The following is a 21502-nucleotide window of genomic DNA, read 5'->3' as shown; positions in this document are numbered from 1 at the left end:
CAGCCTGAATCGTTTATGGTTGGCTTTCAGGGCCTGAGGTAGCAGAAGCGCTCGTCACAATATGCTCTACGAACCGACGTACCTTGCCCAGTTCGCCCAGGTGCTCAGGATAAACAAGGTAGTACGCGCTTTCGCTGTGTAGGCGATGAGGCCAGGCAAGAGTGAGCCGGTTGGCGGCCAGCTCTTCATCGACCGTGAAGTGCGGCACCAACGCCACACCAGCGCCGGCCATGGCCGTGCGTACCAGCATGGGAAAGGTTTCAAACCGGGTGCCATGATAGCTACGATCGGTCGCAATCTCCTGTCCCGCAAACCAGTGGTGCCAGGCATCCGGGCGGGTTGAAAGGTGCAGCAGGGGCAGTTGGGCCAGGTCGCTTGCCGTCTCGATAGGGTGACTATCCAATAGCGACGGAGCGCACACCGCTACCATTTCTTCGTCCAATAGTTTGTGGCAGGCCAGGTTGGGCCAGCTGCCATGGCCGTAAAACAGCGCGATATCGATATCCTGCTGTTCAAGATCAAAGTCTTCCACTCGGTCATGAAACTCCAGGCTAATGCCTGGGTTCGCCGTCAGAAACGCAGGCAACCTGTCTGCCAGCCAGCGACTGCCGAAACTGGGCAGAGTCGCCACCTTGAGCACTTCGCTGTTACCGCTATAGGTCATGATGGTCTGGGTCGACATCTCGATCTGAGTGAGCACCTTGCGCACGTCGCTCAAAAAGATGGCGCCCTCGGGCGTTAGCAGCAGGCTGCGTCGTACGCGACGAAACAGCTTGTGCTGAAGAATCGACTCGAGGTGGGCGACCTGTTTGCTTACCGCGCTCTGGGTCAGGTTCAGCTCATCGGCTGCCCGGGTAAAGCTCATGTGACGAGCGGCCGCTTCAAAGCACTGCATGGCGGCGGTTGAAGGAAGATTGCGTGACGTCAAACGATGAGCTCCTGATGACCTGTGAACCGCCCCGGTGTGGCGCCGGGGCGATGTAAGGGATGGCTCATGGCTCATGACGCGAGCGGCTTTGCGTCCTGGAACGTATCCCTGCGCCGCGATTGCCACCACCCGACCAGCGCCATGGCCAGCAGGCCTAGCCCGCTGGTAAGGAGTTCCGGCACGACCATGGCAAGCCCTGCGGCCAAGAGTATCAGACGCTCCCAAGCGCGGGAATCGCGAACGAAGTAACCCAGTAGTGCGCTGCTTACCCCCATGATCCCTAAAAGCGAGAAGATCAATGCGCTGATCAAGCCAAGCGGCGTGGGATCGACCATCACCAGCATCGGGTTATAGATGAACGCATAGGGAATGATGAACGCCCCGATAGCGAGCTTGACCGCCGTGAAGCCGGTCTTCATCGGGTTCGCTTGGGCGATGCCCGCGCCGGCAAAGGCGGCCAGGCAAACGGGGGGTGTAATGTCGGCGATGATGCCGAAGTAGAACACGAACAGATGGACCGCCATGGGCGGCAGACCGAACTCGTTGATCAAGGCCGGTGCGGCAATGGTGGCGGTGACCACGTAGTTGGCGGTGGTGGGAAGCCCCATGCCTAGTACGATACAGGCCACCATGGTGAAGATAAGCGCGAGTATCAGCACGCCATCGGCCAGGCTGATGATGCCCGCAGCGAATTTGGCGCCCATGCCGGTCATGCCGACGACGCCGGCAATAATGCCCGCACAGGCCACAGCGGCGATCACGGGCAGGGCCACGCGTGCACCTTGCTCGAATATATTCAGGATACCCTTCAGTGAAGGGCGCGTTTCCTTGCGCACCAGACTCACGGCAAAGGCGCAGGCGATACCCAGCAAGGCGGCACGCTGTGCCGTAAAGCCGACGCTGATCGTCGTCACGATGACCAGCAGCGGTAACAGCATATAGCCCTTCTCCAGCAGCAGCTTGCGCTTGCTGGGCAGTTGATCTTTAGGTAGGCCCAGAATGCGGTGGCGCTTGGCTTCGAAGTGAACGCCAATGAAAATACCCGTGAAATAGAGAATCGCCGGGATCAGGGCGGCGAACATGATCTCCCGGTAGGAGACGCCCACGTATTCCACCATGATGAACGCCGCCGCACCCATGAGTGGCGGCATGATCTGCCCGCCGGTGGAGGCCGAGGCTTCCACGGCGCCCGCCACTTCGGGCTTGAAGCGCGCATTCTTCATCATGGGGATCGTGAACGAGCCCGAGGCCACGGTGTTGCCGATAGAACTGCCGGATATCATTCCCTGCAGCGAACTTGCCATGACCGCGGCCTTGCCAGCGCCGCCGGTAAAGCGTCCGGTGACGGCAAACGCCAGGTCGTTGAAGAAACGGCCGACGCCGGTATGCATCAGCACGACGCCAAAGAACAGGAACAAAAAGATAAAGCGAGCCGATATCTGCAACGGTGTGCCAAACACGCCGCTTTCTCTGAACCACAGATAAGGCGATACCTGTTCGAGCGCGAAGCCCGGGTGGGAGAGCAAAGGGCTTGGAATCAGGTTGCCAAACAGGGCGTACAGGATGGCCAAACTGGCCATTACAACGATGGGCATGCCCACGGTGCGACGTGTGGCCTCAAGAACGAACAGTACACCGAGCGCGGCAATCGCCAGGTCGATGGTCGAGTAGCCCGTAATCCGTGCGCGCAAAACCTCTTCGTAGAAGATGATTTTATAATAGGCGGTAAACGTGGCGGCGAAAGCCAGCACGATGTCGTACCAGGGGACGCCCTGGCGGGGAGGAGCACCGCGAGTGGCAGGAAACAGAATGAAGATCATTCCTAGCGCCATGCCCAAGTGCACTGCACCCTGCTGCTGTGACGGTAACGTACCAAAGTAGGCGGTATAAAGGTGAAAACAGGTCAGCGATATGCCCATCAAGGTGATGAGCCATGCCCATTTACCTAGCTGTAGCGACGAGCGTATCTGCGACTCGCGGTCGTATTTCTCTAATAGAGATGCTTCATCAGGGGTTTTTTTTTATCCACGATCAAACCTCATGCGGATGACGCCGCAGGCTTAAGCCTGCGGCGGTCGGAAAGATTAGTCAGCCAGATCGTTCAGGCTTTCGATGTTGGAGCGCTCGCGGGTGACTACCTGGATAACTTCAGGGTAGATATGACCGATAAAGGCAACGTTATCGATCGCGCCACTGTCGAACTCTCCGCGGCCTTCAACGGCATCCTGAGCGGGCGCGTGAACCGTCATCCCCAGATCCATGCTGTTGTCGCGAATGCTGACCAGGTTCTCGATAGAGGCACCGGTTTCGATGTTGGTAAAGTTCTGGCCGTCCAGATAGCGGTTCCAGATGGTCGCCATCTCGCCACCCAGCGGGTAGTAGGTACCGCCCTGGCTGCCGGTGCCCAGAACAAACTCACGCTTGGATTCGACATCGCCCAGTTCGGCCACTGGGTTCTCGACGGTCAGACCCTGCTCTTCGTAATAGCGCTTGGCGCCCGGATGAATGGGCAGACCTTCCGAGCCGTTCAGCGCGTTTTCCAGCGTCATAAAGGCTGACTGTGCGTGAGTATTCTCTTCGGCGTGCTCATGCATCAGCCGCGCCAGCTCGTAGCCAAGCTCTTCGCCGATGGTATTGGTGTTGCCCACCAAAACGGCGTAGGCCGTGATGGTTTCAACATCTTCATTCTGGAAGTCGTAGCTATGGGCCGGAATCGTGAAGCGGCGATAGGCGCTGTTGGCTTCGATGTAGTCGATCGCTTCGTCGCTCAGGCCCATCAGGCGAACATCGCCACTGGAAGCCTGCAGGTTTTCGATACTGCCTGAAGGCAGCCCAAGAATGCCGATCGAGATATCGATGTTGCCATCCTGGACACCGTCAAGCGCCGCGCCAAAACCTTCCTGATAGGTATTGTATTTGTCGCTGTCGATGCCGTAGGCATCGAACAGCAACTGAGAAACGCTTTGCGTGGTACTGGCCGGAGGGCCGATCGCAATATTGGGTTTGCTTTCGCCACTACACCCAGCGAGTAGAAAGGCGGCACTCACGCCACAGAAGACCTTGGACAGGGAAGATTTCATACGAACTCCTGCTAATAAAAATTATTTGGAATGATTCAGTGCCGCTCACTGTGGTGAAGCGCCTGAGTGTCAGGGGGAAGGGGCTAAACACGAGCGGAAAATAGACCGGCTATTGTTCACATACGCAGCGCGACAGACAAAAGAAATTAAGTTGCGTACGCATTCCATTTTCTCATGAATGAATTGAAAATGAAGCATCAGCCGCTTAAAAAGGGCGGTGGCTGAGAGTTCCAGCTCTTCCAGCGCCTGTAATGATAGAACTAGAAGAGTGTTGGCGATGAAAAAGGGCTCTGCGCTGGAAGCCTGCTATTCAGTCCGGGAATGCATAGCCTCGTGTGAGGCTATGCTGACCTGCGAGTCGACCTGAAGGTTTGGAATGTCTGGTTATTCAATAATTCCCTGCTCGCGCGCCATCGCAAACGCTGCCTGCGGTCCGTTCCAGAGCGAGGGCAGCAGAATCAGCGACACCGGCACGGCGGTGATCACGATGAACTGCTGAAGCGCGGCGATCTGGCCTTCGCGCATGGCCAGCAGTACTGCGGCCATGATGGCCATGATCACGCCCCAGAAGGCGCGCAGAAAGCGGCTGGGTTCGTCGTGGCCCGCGCCGACCATGGCAATGGAGTAGCTCATGGAGTCGCCGGTGGTGGCCACGAAGATGGTGGTCAGCAGCAGAACCGCCAGCGCCATCCAGGTGCCGCCGGGCAGGGCCTGGGCCACCGTCAAGGTCGCGATATCGAACTGGAAGGCTTGCAGCGCCTCGGTCAGGTCGATCGCGCCGGTCAACTGGTAGTAGATGCCCGAGCCCCCCAGAAGCGTGAACCAGACCGTGGTGGCTAGAGGCGCGATGACCGCTACCGCCAGGATCATCTCGCGGATGGTGCGCCCGCGGGAGATACGCGCCACGAAGATTGCCATCAAGGGCGCAAAGGCGATGAACCAGGCGTAGAAGAACACGATCCACCACTGCATCCATTCGGCCGGAGCGGTTTCCGCGGTCATGGTGACCATCTTGAAGAAATCGCCAAAGTAGGTGCCCATGCCGGCAAAGTAGCTGTTGAACAGGAAAAGCGTGGGGCCAAAGAGGAAGATGATCCCGCCGATGGCCAACGCCAGCATGACATTGAAGCGGCTTAAAAACTGCATGCCCTTGTGCACGCCGCTCACCGATGACAGCACGTACACCACCCCGAGGACGGCAAGAACGGCCAGTCGGGTGACGACGGTATTGGGGAGACCGAACAATTCCTGCAGGCCATGGCTGACCTGGGTGGCCAGAAATCCGACCGGCCCCACGGTGCCTGCCACCACGGCGATGACGCAGCAGGTATCGATGACCCCACCGAGCGGGCCGCGCAGCAAGCGCTCACCCAGCACCGGGTAGAGCAGGGTACGCGGCTGAAGCGGCTGGCCTTTTACATAGTGAGCATGGGCCAGCACGATTGCAGTGAGCGAGCCAAGAATCGCCCAGCCTACAAACCCCCAGTGGGTGAACGACTGTGCCAGCGCTCCGGGCACGGCAGCGGCCACACCGGGCTCGGTATCAAAGGCGGGCGGCACGACCACGAAGTGGTAGATCGGCTCGCCGGCGGCAAAGAAGACGCCTCCACCGGCAAGCAAGGTGCACAGGATGATCGAGAGCCACTTGAAGGTGCTCAGCTCTGGTGCATCCAGATTGCCGATCTTGGCCTTGCCCGCCGGGCTCAAGGCAAGCCCGATGGCGATAAAGAACGTCACCAGCATCAAGAACTGAAAGTAGGTGCCGAAGATCAGCGCGCTCCAGGCAAACCCCTGGCTGATCGAGTCGGCGACCAGGTCCAGGTCATAAAACGAGAGCGCTAGAAAGAGGACGATAAATCCTATGCTCAGGATAAGTACGACGGGATCGCCCAGCGTGGAACGCCTGCGATTTTCTACATCGTTGGCCGGTTGGTTCATCAAGAAGAACACCTTTGGTGGGACGAGAAGAAACAGCGTCAGTGCGTAAAACGCGGGTAAAAAAAAGCGCCATTGGGGAAATGGCGCGAGGACAGGAAACAGCGCTTAGTATACAAGTGGTGTAGACCAAAGTCTAATACGTTTTGCTTTGGTGCGCTAAAAAAGCCAGGTGCATCTTTTTGGTGCATTTGTCCATCGGCTTTCCAGTGTCGGGCATTTTTAAGTCAATGAAATAATACAATAAATTAATTGATGGCAGCGTTGCTGCACTGCATTGAGCACGATTTGATTGTATACAAGGTGCTCACTATGGCTCTTCCTCTCTGTGTGTTTCGGGTCAATGCTGGATCGGCTGCGCGCGGATTCAGCGCTGCTGCGCTGTTGCTTTTACCGACTGCGGTCCTGGCCGATACGTCGATTCGCTTTCAACTGGACTGGCGCTTCGAGGGTCCGGCCGCGCCGTTTTTGATGGCCAGGGAGAAGGGCTATTTCGCCGACGAAGGCCTGGATGTTCAGATCGACTCCGGCAGCGGCTCCGCCGGGGCCATCAACCGAGTTGCCTCTGGCGCCTACGAAATGGGCTTTGGCGACCTGAACGCGCTGGTCGAGTTTCTGGCCGAGAATCCGGATGGCCCAAGCATTCAGGGCGTTTACATCGTCTACGATGGCACGCCGGCAGCGGTGTTCGCCCGCAAGGATAGCGGCATCGAGACGCCGGCGGATCTTGCCGGCAAGACCATCGCCGCCCCCGCCTTTGATACCGGCTACCGCGCCTGGCAGATATTCGCCAGCGCCAATGACCTCGCTTCAGACGCCGTCGAGTGGCAGAACGTCGACCCGACGCTCAGAGAAACCCTGCTTACCCGGGGCGATGTCGATGCGATCACCGGCTTCTACTTCACCAGCCTTCTGAATCTGGAAGAGCGCGGCATGAGCGAGGATGACCTGACCATCATGGCGTTTCCCGAGTACGGGGTGCCGCTTTACGGCAACGCCATCATCACAAGCCAGGACTTCGCCGAGACGCATCCCGAGGCAGTCGAGGGCTTTTTGCGCGCCTTCAACCGCGCCCTCAAGGAGACTCTGGAAGACCCGGAGGCGGCTATCGAGTACGTGCAGAACCGTGACGACTTGATCGATGTCGACATGGAGACACGGCGTCTCAGGCTGGCCCTCGATAGCGTGGTGAATACGCCGGACGCCCGGCAGAACGGCGTGGGCGATGTGGACGAGGAGCGACTCGAACAGGCCATCAACCTGGTCGCCGAGGCGTACGATCTTCCCTCCACGCCGTCGGCTGAGCAGGTCTTTACCTCACGCTATCTGCCGGCTGTGGATGAGCGGATGCTGCTGGAGGCCGAGTGATGGCAAAAGCGTTCGTCCGCTTCGATGACGTGAGCCTCTCTTACGACGGCGCCGACAACGCCATCGAGGCTATCAATCTGGATATTGTCGAGGGCGAGTTCGTCGCCTTCGTGGGCCCGTCCGGCTGTGGTAAATCCACCTTCATGAAGCTGTGTACCGGACTTCATGCGCCAAGCCAGGGCGCGGTGAGCGTGGATGGTGAAAAGGTGACCGGGCCGCTCAAGATATCGGGCATGGCGTTTCAGAACGCCAATCTGCTGCCCTGGCGCACCACGCTCGATAACGTGCTGCTGCCGCTCGAGATCGTCAAACCCTACCGCCATCAGTTTCGCCGCCGCCGCGAGGAGTTCGTCGGCTGGGCGCGCAAACTCCTCGATACCGTGGGGCTTGCCGGCTACGAGGACAAGTACCCCTGGCAGCTTTCCGGCGGCATGCAGCAGCGCGCCTCCATCTGCCGGGCGCTGATTCACCAGCCGCGGCTTCTGATGCTCGACGAGCCCTTTGGTGCCCTGGATGCGTTTACCCGGGAAGAACTCTGGTGCGTGCTGCGCGATCTATGGGAAGCCCAGCGCTTTACTGTGGTACTGGTCACCCACGATCTGCGCGAAGCGGCGTTTCTGGCGGATACCGTGTATGTAATGAGTGCCCGACCGGGAAAAGTGATCGAGAAGCGGCCCATTACCCTGGCCCGCCCCCGCTCGATCGACTCCACCTATGAAAAGCCCTTCATCGATCTGGTGCATGCGCTGCGCGCCCGGATCGGTGATGTGCGTGCAAGCTAGAAGGCCTCTTATGAAACCGCCGAGTAGAACGACCGAGCGCCTGGCGCCCTGGGCCGCCGTACTGGTCCTGATCGTGGTGTGGGAAGCCACCGTCAGGCTTTTTGATGTGCCCAGCTTCATCTTTCCCAGTGCCTGGGACACCGCCCAGGCGCTCATCAACTACGCCGGGCCCATCGGGCGTCACTCCTGGCAAACCTTCTGGACCACGCTGATCGGCTTCGGTCTCGGAGTTGCGGTGGGGCTCTTGCTTGGCTTTGTCATCGGTTCGTCACGCTTTCTGTATAACGCCTGCTATCCGCTGCTGGTGGGCTTCAACGCCATTCCCAAGGTAGCCTTCGTGCCCATCCTGGTGGTGTGGTTCGGCATCGGCTCCATACCGGCGTTTCTGATCTGCTTTTTCCCCATCGTGGTGAACGTGGCCACCGGGCTTGCCACGCTGGAGCCGGAGATGGAGGACGTGCTGCGGGTACTGGGCGCGCGGCGCATGGATGTGCTCTTGAAGGTGGGCCTGCCGCGCTCGCTGCCCTACTTTTTTGCGTCGCTGAAAGTCGCCATCACCCTGGCGTTCGTGGGCACGGTGGTCTCGGAAACGGTAGCCTCCAACCAGGGCATCGGCTACTTGATGATGAGCGCGGGCTCGCAGATGCGCATGGGACTGGTGTTTGCCGGCCTGATCGTGATCAGCGCCATGGCCATGGTGATGTACGAACTCTTTGCGCTTTTGGAGAAGCGCATGACCGCCTGGGCGCACCGCGGCCAGTAGATGAAAGCGCTGCCAGCGCTACCAGCGGTACAAAAGCGAGGCGCTGGTGGTGTTGTCGGTGCGCTCGCTGGCATCCTCCGGCGGCTGGGAGTTGTGCTTGATCTCGTGGGACAGGCGCATGGAAATGCGCGCGCTCACCCGGGCGGTAAGCGCGGTGAGCGAGCGAGAGGTGGTGTTTTCATCGGTGTACTCGACGGACATCTCCTGCTCGAACTCGGTGTACTCGGAAAACCCCAGCCGGTAGGCCAGCGCGCTGTAGGCTACCGCCAGGCGCTCATCATCGTCGTCGCGCAACCGGTCGCTGCGATACCCAGGCCCGGCCTCGAGCGAAAGCGAGTGGGTCTCGCCGGACAGCAGCTGGCGCCCGTAACCGCCGATCACGGTAAACTGCTGGTCGTAGCCGGCAAAGCGATCCTTTTCCCACCGGGCGAAACCAAACAGGTAATGGGGGCCGTTGAAATCAAAGCGCTCGCGCCCGGCCAGCAGGTACTGCTCGGCGCTGGTTTCGCCATCCTTGGTGACGTTGCGCACCTCGCCGCGCAGCGAGTGGGTCAAGTCCCCGGTCAGCCACGTCAGCCGCGTCTTGCCGATCAGGGTCTGGCTGTCGGTATTGCCGGAAAGATGGGTAAAACCAAGCTCGGCATCGCCGCTGAACCCGGGCGAGCTGTCTTCCGGCGGAGGCGGGGCATAAAACGGATTCGCCATCGCCACACCCGTGAAGAGCGGCCAACTCACCAGCACACTACGTCTTAGTAAAGTAAGCACATTACCCCTTCTTGCGTGAAAGTGACGAAACGAAGCCCTCCCCGGGAGGAAGAAAGCGCGATAGGTTACCGTGGCTTTGCCCCGCGTGCCATAATGACGCCACCGCGCACGTTGAGTTCCCTTATGACGACTTCCCGGCCTCGCTCGCTTGCCGACATAAAGCCCGGCCGGCGCCCGCGTCACAAGCGCCGTTGGTATAAACGAAGCTTTCGCCTGCAGGTCATGTTGCTGGTGGGACTTCTGCTTGCCGGCATGCTGCTCGCCCAGGGCACGTACCTGAATCATCGCAAAGCCGATATCGTCAGCCAGCAGATGGGCGAAAGAGCGCTGGCGGTGGCCAGGACGGTAGCGGGAATGCCGAGTCTCATCCACGCCTTCGATACCGCCGACCCCGCGCGCATCATTCAGCCCTTGGCCGAGCGAGTGCGCCAGGAAACCGGCGCGCGCTACGTGGTGGTGGGCAATGCCCAGTCGATCCGCTACTCCCATCCCGTGCCCGAACGCCTGGGCCAGCCCATGGTGGGCGGCGACAACGACCAGGCGCTGATCTACGGCCAATCCTACGTGTCCGAAGCCACCGGTACGCTGGGCACGGCGATGCGCGGTAAAACGCCCATCTGGGATGAAGAGGGCAACATCATCGGCCTGGTATCCGTCGGTTTCATGATGGACCGCATAGCGTTGGATACCGCGCGCTATACAAGTCTTGGCTGGGCGCTGGTGGCGTTGATGATTCTTTGGGGGTTTGCCGGCGCTTACTGGCTCTCCCAGCATCTCAAAAAGGTGATTCTGGGGCTGGAGCCCTACGAAATTGCTCGTCTGGCGATCGAGAAAGAAGCGATCCTGCAGTCCATTCACGAGGGCATCCTGGCGGTCAACCGCGAAGGGCATATCACGCTGGTCAACCAGCAGGCGCGGCGGTTTCTGGAACTGCCCGACGAACACGTCCTGCTGGGCCAGCCGATTCGCGAGGTGGTACCCAACTCCCGGCTGCTGGAAGTGCTCAAGAACGGCGAACAGGAGTTCGACCAGCAGATGTGGCTGGGTGATCATCCGGTGGTGGTCAATCGGGTGCCCATTCTGGACGACGGCGAGATCGAAGGGGCGGTGGCCACCTTTCGTAGCCGGCGCGAGATCATCGATCTTTCTCAGGCGCTGACCCAGGCAAGCCGCGATGTGGACATGCTGCGCGCCCAGGCCCACGAGTTCTCCAACAAGCTCTATACCATCTCGGGGCTTTTACAGCTCAAGCGTACCGACGAAGCTCTCAAGCTGATTCATCAGGAGACCGAGCGGGCCCAGGCCCAGATGAGCTTTTTGATGCATCACGTGGCCGATACGGTGTTAAGCGGTACGCTGTTGGGCAAGCTGACCCGGGCACGCGAGCTGGGAGTGGGCCTCGAGATCGACGAGCAGAGCTCGCTTTCAAGCCCGCTGACGCCAAGCGGGCAGGAGGTAATGATGAGCGTGGTGGGAAACTTGCTGGATAACGCCTGTTACGCTGCGCTGAACGGCCCCCACGCCGATGACCCGAAGGTGCGCCTGTTTTTCACCGATCTCGGCGAGCAGCTTCTGGTGGAAGTGGAGGACAATGGGCCGGGGGTGGCGCCGGAGCATGCCGACACCATTTTCAATGACGGCTTTTCAACCAAGAGCGGCAAGCACCAGGGTATTGGGCTGGCGCTGGTGGCAAGGCTCTGTCACCAGCACGGCGGGGCGGTGACCCTGGAGGAGAGCGAGCTGGGCGGGGCCTGCTTTATCGCTGTACTGGAGCGTTCGCTTTCAAGCGATTACAAGCGTCCCCATCACCGGTAATAACGACGAGGAGCACCCATGCCAGGCACGCAGTACGGCATTCTGATCGTTGAAGACGATTTTCGCATTGCCGATATCCACAAGGCGTTTATCGAACAAAGCGACGGCTTCCAGGTGGTGGGCGTGGCGCGCAACGCCGCCGATGCCAAGGCGCTGATGCAAGCCCGCCACGAAGAGATTCATCTGGTGCTGCTGGATGCGTACCTGCCCGATGTGGAGGGTCTTGAACTCTTATGGGCGATTCGCCAGCGCTACACCCGAGTGGATATCGTCATGATCACCGCCGCCAAGGAGGTGGAGACCATCTCCGAGGCGCTGCGCGGTGGCGTGTTCGATTACCTGATCAAGCCCATCGAGGCGGCGCGGATGACGCAGATGCTGACGCGGTTCTACCGTGAACGGGAGGCGTTGGCAAACCGCGCCGAAATGAATCAGGATGAGCTGGATCAGGTGCTGGCAAGACTCAAGCCCAGCGGCGCTTCCCCGAATACCCCGCGGGCACTGCCCAAGGGCATCGACCGGCTGACCCTGAACCGTGTCATTGAAACGCTGGGGGCTGAAGGTACCTCGCAAACCGCCATGCAGGTGGCCCGCGCCATGGGGGCGAGCCGCTCCACCGCCCGGCGCTATCTGGAGTTTCTGGTGGCCGAGCAGCGCGTCAACGCCGAACTGGGCTATGGTGATGTGGGGCGTCCCGAACGGCGCTACCGGTTGACTCGGACGTGACACCGCAAATAAAGAAATGCGTGTGAACAATATGAACATAATGCACACAAAGAACTTTTTGCCGTTTATGGCCACAAGCTTGTTCAGGCTCGCCAGGGTCTTCTAACGTTCGCACGTCACGACGATATAACAACATTGAATAGTGGAGAACGCCAATGAATACGTCTTTGAAGCGCCTTGCCCTGCTGGCCCTGCCAGCCACGATGATCGTGGGCACCATGGGTGCCGCCCAGGCCCAGGAATGGACACCCAGCAAATCGATCGAGTTCGTCGCCCCCGCCAACCCGGGTGGTGGCTGGGATACGCTGGTGCGTACCGTCTCGCGCGTGGTTCAGCAGGAAGGATTGGCGGACAGGAACTTTGCGGCCATCAACGTACCCGGCGGCGGCGGGGCGGTAGCCTGGGCGCAGATCGCCCGCGACAGTGGCAACCCGCACAAGCTTTTCGCCACCAGCCCGCCGATCATTCTGGTGCCGCTGGCCGGTGCTTCACGCTACGACCATACCGATTTCACGCCGGTGGCGCGCCTGATCACGGATTACTCGATCATTCTGGTCTCCGCCGACTCCGAGTATCAAAGCCTCAATGATCTGTTCGATGCGTTGAAGGAGAATCCCAACCTGAGCGTGGGTGGCGGCAGTGCTCCGGGGTCCATGGACCATATCTCCATGGCAGGACTGGCCTCGGCCGCAGGTCTGGAAGCCTCAAGCGTCAACTACATTCCGTTCTCCGGCGGCGGCGACGCCATGACCAACCTGATGGGCGGCCACGTCGAGGCGGTGATCACCGGTGCAGGCGAATCGGTTGGCCAGTTGGGTGAAGGCAGCCAGCTGCGCGCCCTCGGCGTTTCATCGCCGGAGCGCCTGGGTGGCGGGCTTGCCGATGTGCCTACCTATCAGGAGCAGGACATCGACTACACCTTCGATATCTGGCGTGGCGTGATGGGCACCCCGGACATGCCTGAAGAGGCGGTCGCCTACTACGAAGACCTGTTCGCTGAAATGCTCGAGACCGACGGTTGGCAGCAGGCGCGTGACCAGCTGGGCTGGATCGATGCCTACCAGAACAGCGAAGAGTTCGGCGCGTTTCTGGATGAGCAGCAGGAGCAGTTCAGCAGCGTGCTGAGCGATTTGGGTCTGTTGCGCCAGTAACCACCCTGTAAAGCCTGACTGTATGATCCCGGCAGCCCTTGGGCTGCCGGGTACGCCTGTCCGTAACGGTCGGCGCGTGCTTCCGGAGAATCCCGATGACTAAACTGAATACCAACCAGTGGCTGGCGGTGGTGCTGGCGCTGTTTGCGGCTGCCTATCTGGCCATGGCGTGGCAGGTACCCACGTTTCCGCTGCCGCGTCCGGTCGACTCCGACCTGTTTCCCAAGGTATTGGGTGCAACCCTTCTGCTGCTCTCCGTCTTTCTGTTCTTCGAAAAGCCGGGCGCGATTGCCGGTGCCGATGAGATCGACGACGACGCCTCGCGTCACGGGCCGCTTTTGCTGACGCCCTGGGCGCGGGTGATCGTGACGGCGCTGGCCATTGCCGCCTACGCCTTCTTGCTGGTACCGCTGGGGTTCGTGCTGGCGTCCACGCTTTTATGTGTGGGTTTGACCGCCTATTACGGCTACCGCCGCCATGGCGTGAACCTGCTGACCTCACTGGGCGTGGTGTTGGCGCTCTACCTCACCATGACCCGCGTCATGGACGTCTATTTGCCGACGGGCGTACTGCCTTTCTAACGCCATTTCGAGCAGGTCTTTAAGAGGGTCGATCCCATGGATGCCTTGAACAATCTCATGTACGGCTTCGGCATTGCGCTCGAGCCGATCAATATCGCTTACGTCTTTGCCGGTGTCTTCGCCGGCACCATCATCGGCATGCTGCCGGGCCTTGGGCCGATCAGTGCATTGGCACTGATGATCCCGATCACCTTTGCCATGGAGCCGTCCTCGGGTCTGATTCTCATGGCCGGGGTTTACTACGGCGCCATCTTTGGCGGCTCGACCTCGTCGATTCTGCTCAACGCCCCGGGCGTGGCCGGCACCGTGGCTACTTCGTTCGACGGCTACCCCATGGCCAAGCAAGGCATGGCGGGCAAGGCGCTGGCGATTGCCGCCTATTCCTCGTTCGTGGGCGGCACGGTGTCGGTCATCTTCCTGATGCTGGTGGCCCCGCTTTTATCCAAGGTGGCGGTGAGCTTTGGCCCGGCGGAATACTTCGCGCTGATGGTGCTGGGCCTGACCGCAGTGGTGTCGCTTTCCGATAAATCCCTGGTGAAAGGGCTGATTGCCGCGGTGGTCGGGGTGATGATCTCGATCGTGGGGATCGACATGCAGACCGGCACCGAGCGCTTTACGTTCGACTCGATCAACCTGCTCGACGGTATTGATTTTCTGGTCGTGGCGCTGGGTATCTTCGCGCTGGCCGAGGTGTTCTACATGCTGCTGCGTGGCGGCGGGGGCAAGGAAGCGCCGCGCAATGCCATCGGCTCGTTGAAGCTCACCCGCTCTGAAGTAGGTCAGATTGCCGGGCCGGTAAGCCGCAGCTCGGTGCTGGGCTTCTTTACCGGCGTACTGCCCGGCGCAGGCGCCACCATCGGCTCGTTTCTGGGCTACAGCATGGAAAAACGTATCGCCAAAGACGGCGATACGTTCGGCAAGGGCAACATCAAGGGCGTGGCCGCCCCGGAAGCCGCCAACAACGCGGCGTGTACCGGCTCCTTTGTGCCGCTTCTGACCCTTGGCGTGCCGGGTTCCGGTACCACGGCGGTGCTGCTGGGGGCGCTTCTGGTCATGGGGGTCACACCGGGCCCGATGATGCTCGAGCAGCGTCCGGACGTGTTCTGGGGCGTGGTGGCGAGTATGTATATCGGCAACATCTTCCTTTTAGTGCTCAATCTGCCGCTGATTCCGCTGATCGCCAAGATTCTGGATCTGCCCAAGCCGCTGCTGCTTTCCTTGATTCTGATATTTTGCATGATCGGCGTGTACGGCATGAGCTTCAGCGTGTTCGACCTGCTGCTGCTCCTGGGCTTTGGCCTGCTGGGCCTGGGGATGCGCCTGTTCGGCTTCCCGGCCGCACCGCTGATCCTGGCGCTGATTCTGGGCAACATCATGGAAGAGTCCATGCGCCGGGCGCTGCAGATTTCCGGCGGCGACTGGATGACCTTCATCGACAAGCCCATCTCGTTGTCGCTATTGCTGATCGCCCTTTTGTCACTGGGCCTGCCGCTTTTGAAGAAGCGTCGCAAGAAAACGGGTATCGCCCACTAAATAGCTCGTCTGCGTCATCTACAAGCGCCCCGGTTAACCCCGGGGCGCTTTTTTTTATCGGCCAAACACCTTAATGGTGCACGGCGTCGTCGTGGTGCATGACAGGCGTGCATTTGGGTTGTGCGAGTGCGCCACCTTAGTGCGCTGGGCCATCGGTGGGGGTTTTTATTATTAACTAAGTATTTGATTGTCAGCGTATTAGCGGCCCTTGTTTCAATTTGGCGCACCCCTTGCAGTATGAATAGTGAACAGCGTCTCGCCGGCAGCGAATGATTGGACGCTAGCGACCTAAGCCGAAGCGACGCTCAAACAACGAGCCCTCATTAAAGGGTGCAAGGAGATTCAAGTGGCCACACAACGTAACCCTCTATCCCGCCGTTTTGTCACCTCTTTACTGGCCGCTGCCGTCATGGGGGGCAGTGCCCAGGCCGTTGCCCAGGAGAACGACCCGATCAAGGTGGGTATTCTCCACTCGCTCTCCGGCACCATGGCCATCAGTGAATCGACCCTGAAAGACACCGTGGAAATGCTCATCGAACAGCAGAACGAAGCGGGCGGACTGCTGGGACGCGACCTGGAAGCCGTGGTGGTCGACCCGGCCTCCAACTGGCCGCTGTTTGCCGAGCGCGCCCGGGAACTGCTGGCCCAGCACGAAGTGGACGTGGTGTTCGGCAACTGGACCTCTGTCTCGCGTAAAGCGGTGCTGCCGGTGTTTGAAGAACTCAATGGCCTGCTCTTCTACCCGGTTCAGTACGAAGGCGAGGAGTCTTCCGCGAACGTCTTCTACACAGGTGCTGCCCCCAACCAGCAGGCGATTCCCGCCGTCGAATACCTGATCAACGAAGTGGGTATCGAGCGCTTTGCGCTGATCGGCACCGACTACGTCTATCCGCGTACCACCAACCGCATTCTCGAAGCTTTCCTGAAAGACGAGCACGGCGTGGCGGAGGATGACATCATGGTCAATTACACGCCCTTCGGCCATTCGGACTGGCAGAACATCGTCTCCGAGATCCGCCGCTTCGGTGAAGAGGGCAAGCGAACGGCGGTGGTCTCCACCATCAACGGCGACGCCAACGTGCCGTTCTACCGGGAACTGGCCAACCAGGGCATCGACGCCGCGGACATCCCGGTCATCGCCTTCTCGGTAGGCGAGCAGGAGCTTTCCGGTATCGATACCGGCCCGCTGGTCGGCCATCTGGCCGCCTGGAACTACTTCATGAGCGTGGACACCGACGAGAACTATGACTTCATCGATGCCTGGATCGACTGGACCGGTGACGAAGAGTCGGTCACCAATGACCCCATGGAAGCGCATTACATCGGCTTCAACATGTGGGCGGAAGCGGTACGCAAGGCGGGCACCACCGACGTCGACGCGGTGAAGGATGCCATCATCGGCGTCACCGTGCCCAACCTTTCCGGCGGCTATGCAGCGATGATGCCCAACCACCACATCACCAAACCGGTGCTGATCGGCGAGGTGCAGGACAACGGCCAGTTCGACATCGTCTGGCAGACGCCTTCTACGGTGGCCGGTGATGCCTGGTCGGATTACCTGCCCGGCTCGCGCGATCTGATCAGTGACTGGCGCAAGCCCATGGAGTGCGGCAACTTCAACGTGGTCAACGGCTCCTGTGGTGGCAGCACCGCGGCCGAGGAAGCCGAAGCGGCGCTGGCCGAGTAGCGTTTTCGAGTACGTCCTTCACCCGGGCCGCGCAGGCGGCCCGGGGCACGCCATCTTCTACTTCACTCATTAAAGGAAGAACCCGATGAGGCGTTTCCTTTGTCTGGGGTTTTTTTGCTGTCTGCTGCTGGGCCTTGTGCCCCTGGCGGCGGCGCAAACCGACACCGCCCCGTCCGATAATGACCCTGGCTACGCGCTGCTCGAAACCCTGGACGTGGATTCCTACCGCGACAAGGGCGAGGCGATCACAAATATTCTGCAAAGCGACGACGAGCGCGCCCGGGAGTGGCTCCAGGCGCTGTTGGACGGCCGATTACAGCGAACGGATGACGGTCGCTTCGTGGTCGTGTTGGACAACTCGGGGCGCAACTGGCCGGTGGAAGACGCCCTGACCGGCGAGGCGCTCGGCGAGATGTCGCGCCGCGAACTCGACCGGATCGGTATCAATAACGCGCTGCGTAACCAGCTTAGAAGCGCCATCGCCGTGGTGGATCTCTATTCCCCCAACGTGGAGCGCCGGCGCACCTCCGCGGATCGCCTGCTGGGCGAGGTGGACGACGAGCTTTTTGATACGCTGGCCACGGTGATCACGGAAGCCGACGACGACTACGTCAGCATGCGCCTGGCCCAGGCCGTGGCGATCTACCAGGCAGAAAACGGCGAGATGGAAGGCATCGAGGCGCTCTCCGGTAGCCTGCACCCCCGCGCCCGTGTGGCCCTGAACCGGGCGGCCAGCGGCGACAATCCGGCGGTGGCCGAGGCGGCGCGCAACGCTCTGGGCAATATCGAGCAGAGCCTCAAGATCAACCGCGGCGTCGAGACGCTTTACTTCGGCCTGAGCCTGGGCTCAATACTGGTACTGGCGGCGATTGGGCTTGCGATCACTTTCGGCGTGATGGGCGTGATCAACATGGCCCATGGCGAGTTGATGATGCTGGGCGCCTACACCACCTGGATGATGCAGCAGCTGTTGCCCGGTCAGCCGGGATTGGCACTGATTGTTTCGATACCGGCGGGCTTTCTGGTTGCCGCGCTGGTAGGCGTTGCGATCGAGCGCAGCGTGATCCAGTTCCTGAAAGGCCGCCCGCTGGAAACGTTGCTGGCGACCTTCGGCATCAGTTTGATTCTCCAGCAGCTGGTGCGCACGGTGATCTCGCCGCTTAACCGCACGGTGATCACCCCGGAGTGGATGAGTGGGTCGCTCGTGATCAACGACGCGCTGTCGCTCACGCTCAACCGTATGTTCGTCATGGGCTTTGCGCTTTGTGTGTTTGCCGGGCTGATGTTGATCATGCGCCGCACGCGTTTGGGTCTTGAAGTGCGCGCCGTCACACAAAATCGCGCCATGGCGCGCTCCATGGGCATTCGCGCCACGCGGGTCGATATCATGACGTTTGCACTTGGCTCGGGTGTTGCCGGGCTTGCTGGCGTCGCGCTTTCCCAGCTCACCAACGTAGGGCCGAACCTCGGTCAGAACTACATCATCGATTCGTTCATGGTGGTGGTGTTCGGCGGCGTGGGCAATCTGTGGGGCACCCTGGTGGCCGGGCTGTCACTTGGCGTCATCAATCAGGTCCTCGAGCCCTGGGCCGGGGCGGTACTCGCCAAGATCATCGTGCTCGTGTTCATCATCTTGTTCATTCAAAAGCGCCCGCGGGGACTCTTCCCCCAGAAGGGCCGCGCGGCGGAGGGTTAAGCGATGAGCCTGCATTCAACCTCGAGCCGCTTCTGGCTCACCCGCCCCTTTGGCGAGCGCGCCACACAGATCTTTCTGGGCGTGCTGCTGGCGGCACTCGTGATCGTGACCGTGCTGCACGTGGCGCTGCCTCGGGGCCACGCGCTGCATATCAACGCCTACACGGTGAATCTGTTCGGCAAGTACTTGAGCTACGCGCTGCTGGCCGTGGCGGTGGATCTCGTCTGGGGATATCTGGGCATTCTGAGCCTGGGCCACGGGGCGTTTTTCGCCATCGGCGGCTACGCCATGGGCATGTACCTGATGCGCCAGATCGGTGACCGGGGCACCTACGGCGACCCGGTATTGCCGGACTTCATGGTGTTTCTCAACTGGGAGAGCCTGCCCTGGTACTGGCACGGCTTCGACATGGCCTGGTTCGCCTTCGCCATGGTGTTGCTGGCGCCTGGGCTTCTGGCGCTGATCTTCGGCTTTTTGGCGTTTCGCTCCCGAGTCACCGGGGTGTATCTGTCGATCATCACCCAGGCGCTGACCTTTGCGCTGATGCTGGCATTTTTCCGCAACGAGATGGGCTTTGGCGGCAACAACGGCCTGACGGATTTCCGCGAGATACTCGGCTTCAACCTGCGCAGTTCTGACACGCGCCTCGGGCTCTTTATAGCCTCCGGGGTGGCGCTGGCGCTGGGCTATATCCTCTGCCGGGCGATCGTCACCAGTAAGCTGGGCCGGGTGTGCGTGGCGACCCGGGACGCCGAGGCGCGCACGCGCTTTATCGGCTACCGGGTCGAGCGTTTTCAATTGTTCGTGTTCGTGGTCTCGGCGATGCTCGCAGGCGTGGCTGGCGCCCTTTACGTGCCGCAAGTCGGCATCATCAACCCCAGCGAGTTCGCGCCGCTGTTTTCCATCGAGATCGTTTTATGGGTGGCCCTCGGTGGCCGCGCCACGCTCTATGGTGCGGTGATTGGCGCCATTCTGGTCAACTACGCCAAGACCGTGTTCACCGGCGTGATGCCGGACGCCTGGCTCTTTGCCCTCGGTGGGCTGTTCGTGCTGGTCACCGTGCTGCTACCCAAGGGCGTGGCGGGGCTTCTGCTCAGGCGTCGGCGTCACCAGACGTCCCCCACCGGCAAGGAGGCTACCTCATGAGTCTGCTGCAATCGCTTCAGGCACGCGACCGGGTGTTTGATTTCATGGCCCCGCAGGCTTCTAAGGTGGACGTGCGTCACGGCCCGATTCTGTATATGGAGGACGTGACGGTCAGCTTCGATGGCTTCAAGGCGATCAACAAGCTGAACCTGACCATCGACGACGGCGAGCTTCGCTGCATCATCGGCCCCAACGGCGCGGGCAAGACCACCATGATGGACATCATCACCGGCAAGACGCGTCCTACGGAGGGCAGTGTCTGGTTCGGCAGCCGCCACAACCTTCTGCACATGAGCGAGCCGGACATCGCAAGCCTCGGCATCGGGCGCAAGTTTCAAAAGCCCACGGTGTTCGAGGCGCTCAGCGTATTCGAGAACCTGGAGCTCGCCATGGCCGCGGACAAGCGCATCCTACCGACGCTCACCGCGCGCATGACCGGCGAGATCCAGGACCGCATCGACGAAGTGCTGACCACCATCGGTCTGACTCAGCTTCGTTTTCAGCCGGCGGGGATACTCTCGCATGGCCAGAAACAGTGGCTCGAGATCGGCATGCTCTTGATGCAGCGCCCGCGCCTGTTGCTGGTGGATGAGCCCGTCGCCGGGATGACCGAGCAGGAGATGGAACGTACCGCGGAGCTTCTGACGAGCCTTGCCGGCAAGCAGTCGGTGGTGGTGGTCGAACACGACATGGGCTTCGTGCGCTCGATTGCCCGCAAGGTGACCGTACTGCACCAAGGCAGCGTGCTGGCCGAGGGCAGCATGGACCAGGTGTCCAATGACCCAAGCGTCGTCGAGGTATATCTGGGCGCCGATGACGAGGAGACCACTTGATGCTGTCTATCGAGAAGCTCAACCAGTTCTACGGCGAAAGCCATACCCTGTGGGATCTGGACCTGGACGTACCCGCCGGCCAGTGCACCTGCGTGATGGGGCGCAACGGCGTGGGCAAGACCACGCTGATGAAAGCCATCATGGGCGAGGTGGTCATCAAAAGCGGCCAGTTGCGCTATCAGGCGGCAAAAGACGAGATAGAACTGACCCAGAAGGCCGTGGAAGCGCGCTCGCGCTTAGGGATAGGCTTCGTACCCCAGGGTCGGCAGATTTTTCCGCTGCTCACGGTCGAGGAGAATCTGCGTACCGGGCTTGCCGCCCGCAGCGACGGCCTCAAAAAGATCCCCGAGCGCATTTTCGAGCTCTTCCCGGTACTCAAGGAGATGAAACACCGCCGGGGCGGCGATCTGTCCGGCGGGCAGCAGCAACAGCTCGCCATCGGCCGGGCCCTGGTGATCGAACCCAAACTCTTGATTCTGGATGAACCCGGCGAGGGCATTCAGCCCAATATCGTCGCCCAGATCGGCCAGGTGATCCGCCAACTGATCGAGGAGGACGGCCTCACGGTGCTGCTCGTCGAGCAGAAACTGCCGTTTGCGCGCAAGTACGCCGACCGCTTCGTGATCATGGACCGCGGCCGCCCGGTGGCCAAAGGCGAGATCGGGGAGCTATCCCAGGAGCTGATCAAGACACACCTGACGGTTTGAGTTATC

Annotated in this window: 18 protein-coding genes; 13 read left to right on the top strand and 5 right to left on the bottom strand. The window is 60.6% G+C overall.

What is annotated here, in order from left to right; translation table 11 throughout:
• Nucleotides 1-13: 13 nt before the first annotated feature.
• The 4 genes from ACWF8S_RS16340 to ACWF8S_RS16325 all read right to left on the bottom strand — a co-directional run bounded on the left by ACWF8S_RS16340 (nt 14) and on the right by ACWF8S_RS16325 (nt 5946).
• A complete protein-coding gene (locus ACWF8S_RS16340; RefSeq protein ID WP_447554495.1) occupies nt 14-928 on the bottom strand; it encodes a LysR substrate-binding domain-containing protein in 915 nt (304 codons plus the stop codon).
• Between the two features lie 71 nt (nt 929-999).
• Nucleotides 1000-2856, bottom strand: coding sequence for a TRAP transporter permease (locus ACWF8S_RS16335; RefSeq protein WP_447556621.1), 1857 nt, complete (start codon nt 2854-2856; stop codon nt 1000-1002).
• A 156-nt stretch (nt 2857-3012) separates the two neighbouring features.
• On the bottom strand, nt 3013-4008 hold the full coding sequence (locus ACWF8S_RS16330; RefSeq protein ID WP_447554494.1) for a TAXI family TRAP transporter solute-binding subunit: 996 nt from the start codon (nt 4006-4008) through the stop codon (nt 3013-3015).
• Nucleotides 4009-4392: 384 nt separating this feature from the next.
• Nucleotides 4393-5946, bottom strand: coding sequence for a BCCT family transporter (locus ACWF8S_RS16325; protein WP_447554492.1), 1554 nt, complete (start codon nt 5944-5946; stop codon nt 4393-4395).
• Between the two features lie 309 nt (nt 5947-6255).
• Between ACWF8S_RS16325 and ACWF8S_RS16320 the strand changes: the two genes are divergently transcribed.
• From ACWF8S_RS16320 to ACWF8S_RS16310, 3 genes are read left to right on the top strand one after another with little or no spacing between them, the layout of a single operon-like run.
• On the top strand, nt 6256-7311 hold the full coding sequence (locus ACWF8S_RS16320; RefSeq protein ID WP_447554491.1) for an ABC transporter substrate-binding protein: 1056 nt from the start codon (nt 6256-6258) through the stop codon (nt 7309-7311).
• A complete protein-coding gene (locus tag ACWF8S_RS16315) occupies nt 7311-8093 on the top strand; it encodes an ABC transporter ATP-binding protein (RefSeq protein WP_447554490.1) in 783 nt (260 codons plus the stop codon). The genes ACWF8S_RS16320 and ACWF8S_RS16315 overlap by 1 nt, the downstream gene beginning before the upstream one ends.
• Nucleotides 8094-8103: 10 nt before the next feature.
• The gene (locus tag ACWF8S_RS16310; protein ID WP_447554489.1) at nt 8104-8856 is read left to right on the top strand and encodes an ABC transporter permease; all 753 of its coding nucleotides are present in this window, start codon (nt 8104-8106) and stop codon (nt 8854-8856) included.
• Nucleotides 8857-8874: 18 nt separating this feature from the next.
• Here the strand turns inward: ACWF8S_RS16310 and ACWF8S_RS16305 are convergent, their stop codons facing one another.
• Nucleotides 8875-9561 carry a DUF481 domain-containing protein gene (locus ACWF8S_RS16305; RefSeq protein WP_447554488.1) on the bottom strand — a complete coding sequence of 229 codons (687 nt, stop codon included), beginning with the start codon at nt 9559-9561 and terminating at the stop codon, nt 8875-8877.
• Nucleotides 9562-9744: 183 nt separating this feature from the next.
• Here ACWF8S_RS16305 and ACWF8S_RS16300 point away from each other — a divergent pair, with 183 nt between their 5' ends.
• The 10 genes from ACWF8S_RS16300 to urtE all read left to right on the top strand — a co-directional run bounded on the left by ACWF8S_RS16300 (nt 9745) and on the right by urtE (nt 21496).
• A complete protein-coding gene (locus tag ACWF8S_RS16300) occupies nt 9745-11436 on the top strand; it encodes an ATP-binding protein (protein ID WP_447554487.1) in 1692 nt (563 codons plus the stop codon).
• 18 nt (nt 11437-11454) lie between these two features.
• Nucleotides 11455-12162 carry a response regulator gene (locus ACWF8S_RS16295; protein WP_447554486.1) on the top strand — a complete coding sequence of 236 codons (708 nt, stop codon included), beginning with the start codon at nt 11455-11457 and terminating at the stop codon, nt 12160-12162.
• A gap of 155 nt (nt 12163-12317) precedes the next feature.
• On the top strand, nt 12318-13313 hold the full coding sequence (locus ACWF8S_RS16290) for a Bug family tripartite tricarboxylate transporter substrate binding protein (protein ID WP_447554484.1): 996 nt from the start codon (nt 12318-12320) through the stop codon (nt 13311-13313).
• 95 nt (nt 13314-13408) lie between these two features.
• The gene (locus ACWF8S_RS16285) at nt 13409-13894 is read left to right on the top strand and encodes a tripartite tricarboxylate transporter TctB family protein (RefSeq protein ID WP_447554483.1); all 486 of its coding nucleotides are present in this window, start codon (nt 13409-13411) and stop codon (nt 13892-13894) included.
• 36 nt (nt 13895-13930) lie between these two features.
• The gene (locus tag ACWF8S_RS16280; protein ID WP_447554482.1) at nt 13931-15427 is read left to right on the top strand and encodes a tripartite tricarboxylate transporter permease; all 1497 of its coding nucleotides are present in this window, start codon (nt 13931-13933) and stop codon (nt 15425-15427) included.
• A 409-nt stretch (nt 15428-15836) separates the two neighbouring features.
• On the top strand, nt 15837-17114 hold the full coding sequence (gene urtA, locus ACWF8S_RS16275; RefSeq protein ID WP_447556619.1) for an urea ABC transporter substrate-binding protein: 1278 nt from the start codon (nt 15837-15839) through the stop codon (nt 17112-17114).
• Nucleotides 17115-17199: 85 nt separating this feature from the next.
• On the top strand, nt 17200-18810 hold the full coding sequence (gene urtB, locus ACWF8S_RS16270; protein ID WP_447554481.1) for an urea ABC transporter permease subunit UrtB: 1611 nt from the start codon (nt 17200-17202) through the stop codon (nt 18808-18810).
• A gap of 3 nt (nt 18811-18813) precedes the next feature.
• Nucleotides 18814-19956, top strand: coding sequence for an urea ABC transporter permease subunit UrtC (gene urtC / locus ACWF8S_RS16265; protein ID WP_447554480.1), 1143 nt, complete (start codon nt 18814-18816; stop codon nt 19954-19956).
• Nucleotides 19953-20789, top strand: a complete 837-nt coding sequence (gene urtD, locus ACWF8S_RS16260) for an urea ABC transporter ATP-binding protein UrtD (protein WP_447554479.1) — start codon at nt 19953-19955, stop codon at nt 20787-20789. The genes urtC and urtD overlap by 4 nt, the downstream gene beginning before the upstream one ends.
• The gene (urtE, locus tag ACWF8S_RS16255) at nt 20789-21496 is read left to right on the top strand and encodes an urea ABC transporter ATP-binding subunit UrtE (RefSeq protein ID WP_447554478.1); all 708 of its coding nucleotides are present in this window, start codon (nt 20789-20791) and stop codon (nt 21494-21496) included. The genes urtD and urtE overlap by 1 nt, the downstream gene beginning before the upstream one ends.
• The last annotated feature ends 6 nt before the right edge of the window (nt 21497-21502 follow it).

The sequence above is a fragment of the Vreelandella xerophytica genome (assembly GCF_968048975.1).
Note: the sequence above shows the minus strand (reverse complement) of the source record. Positions and strands in the feature narration are given on the sequence as shown.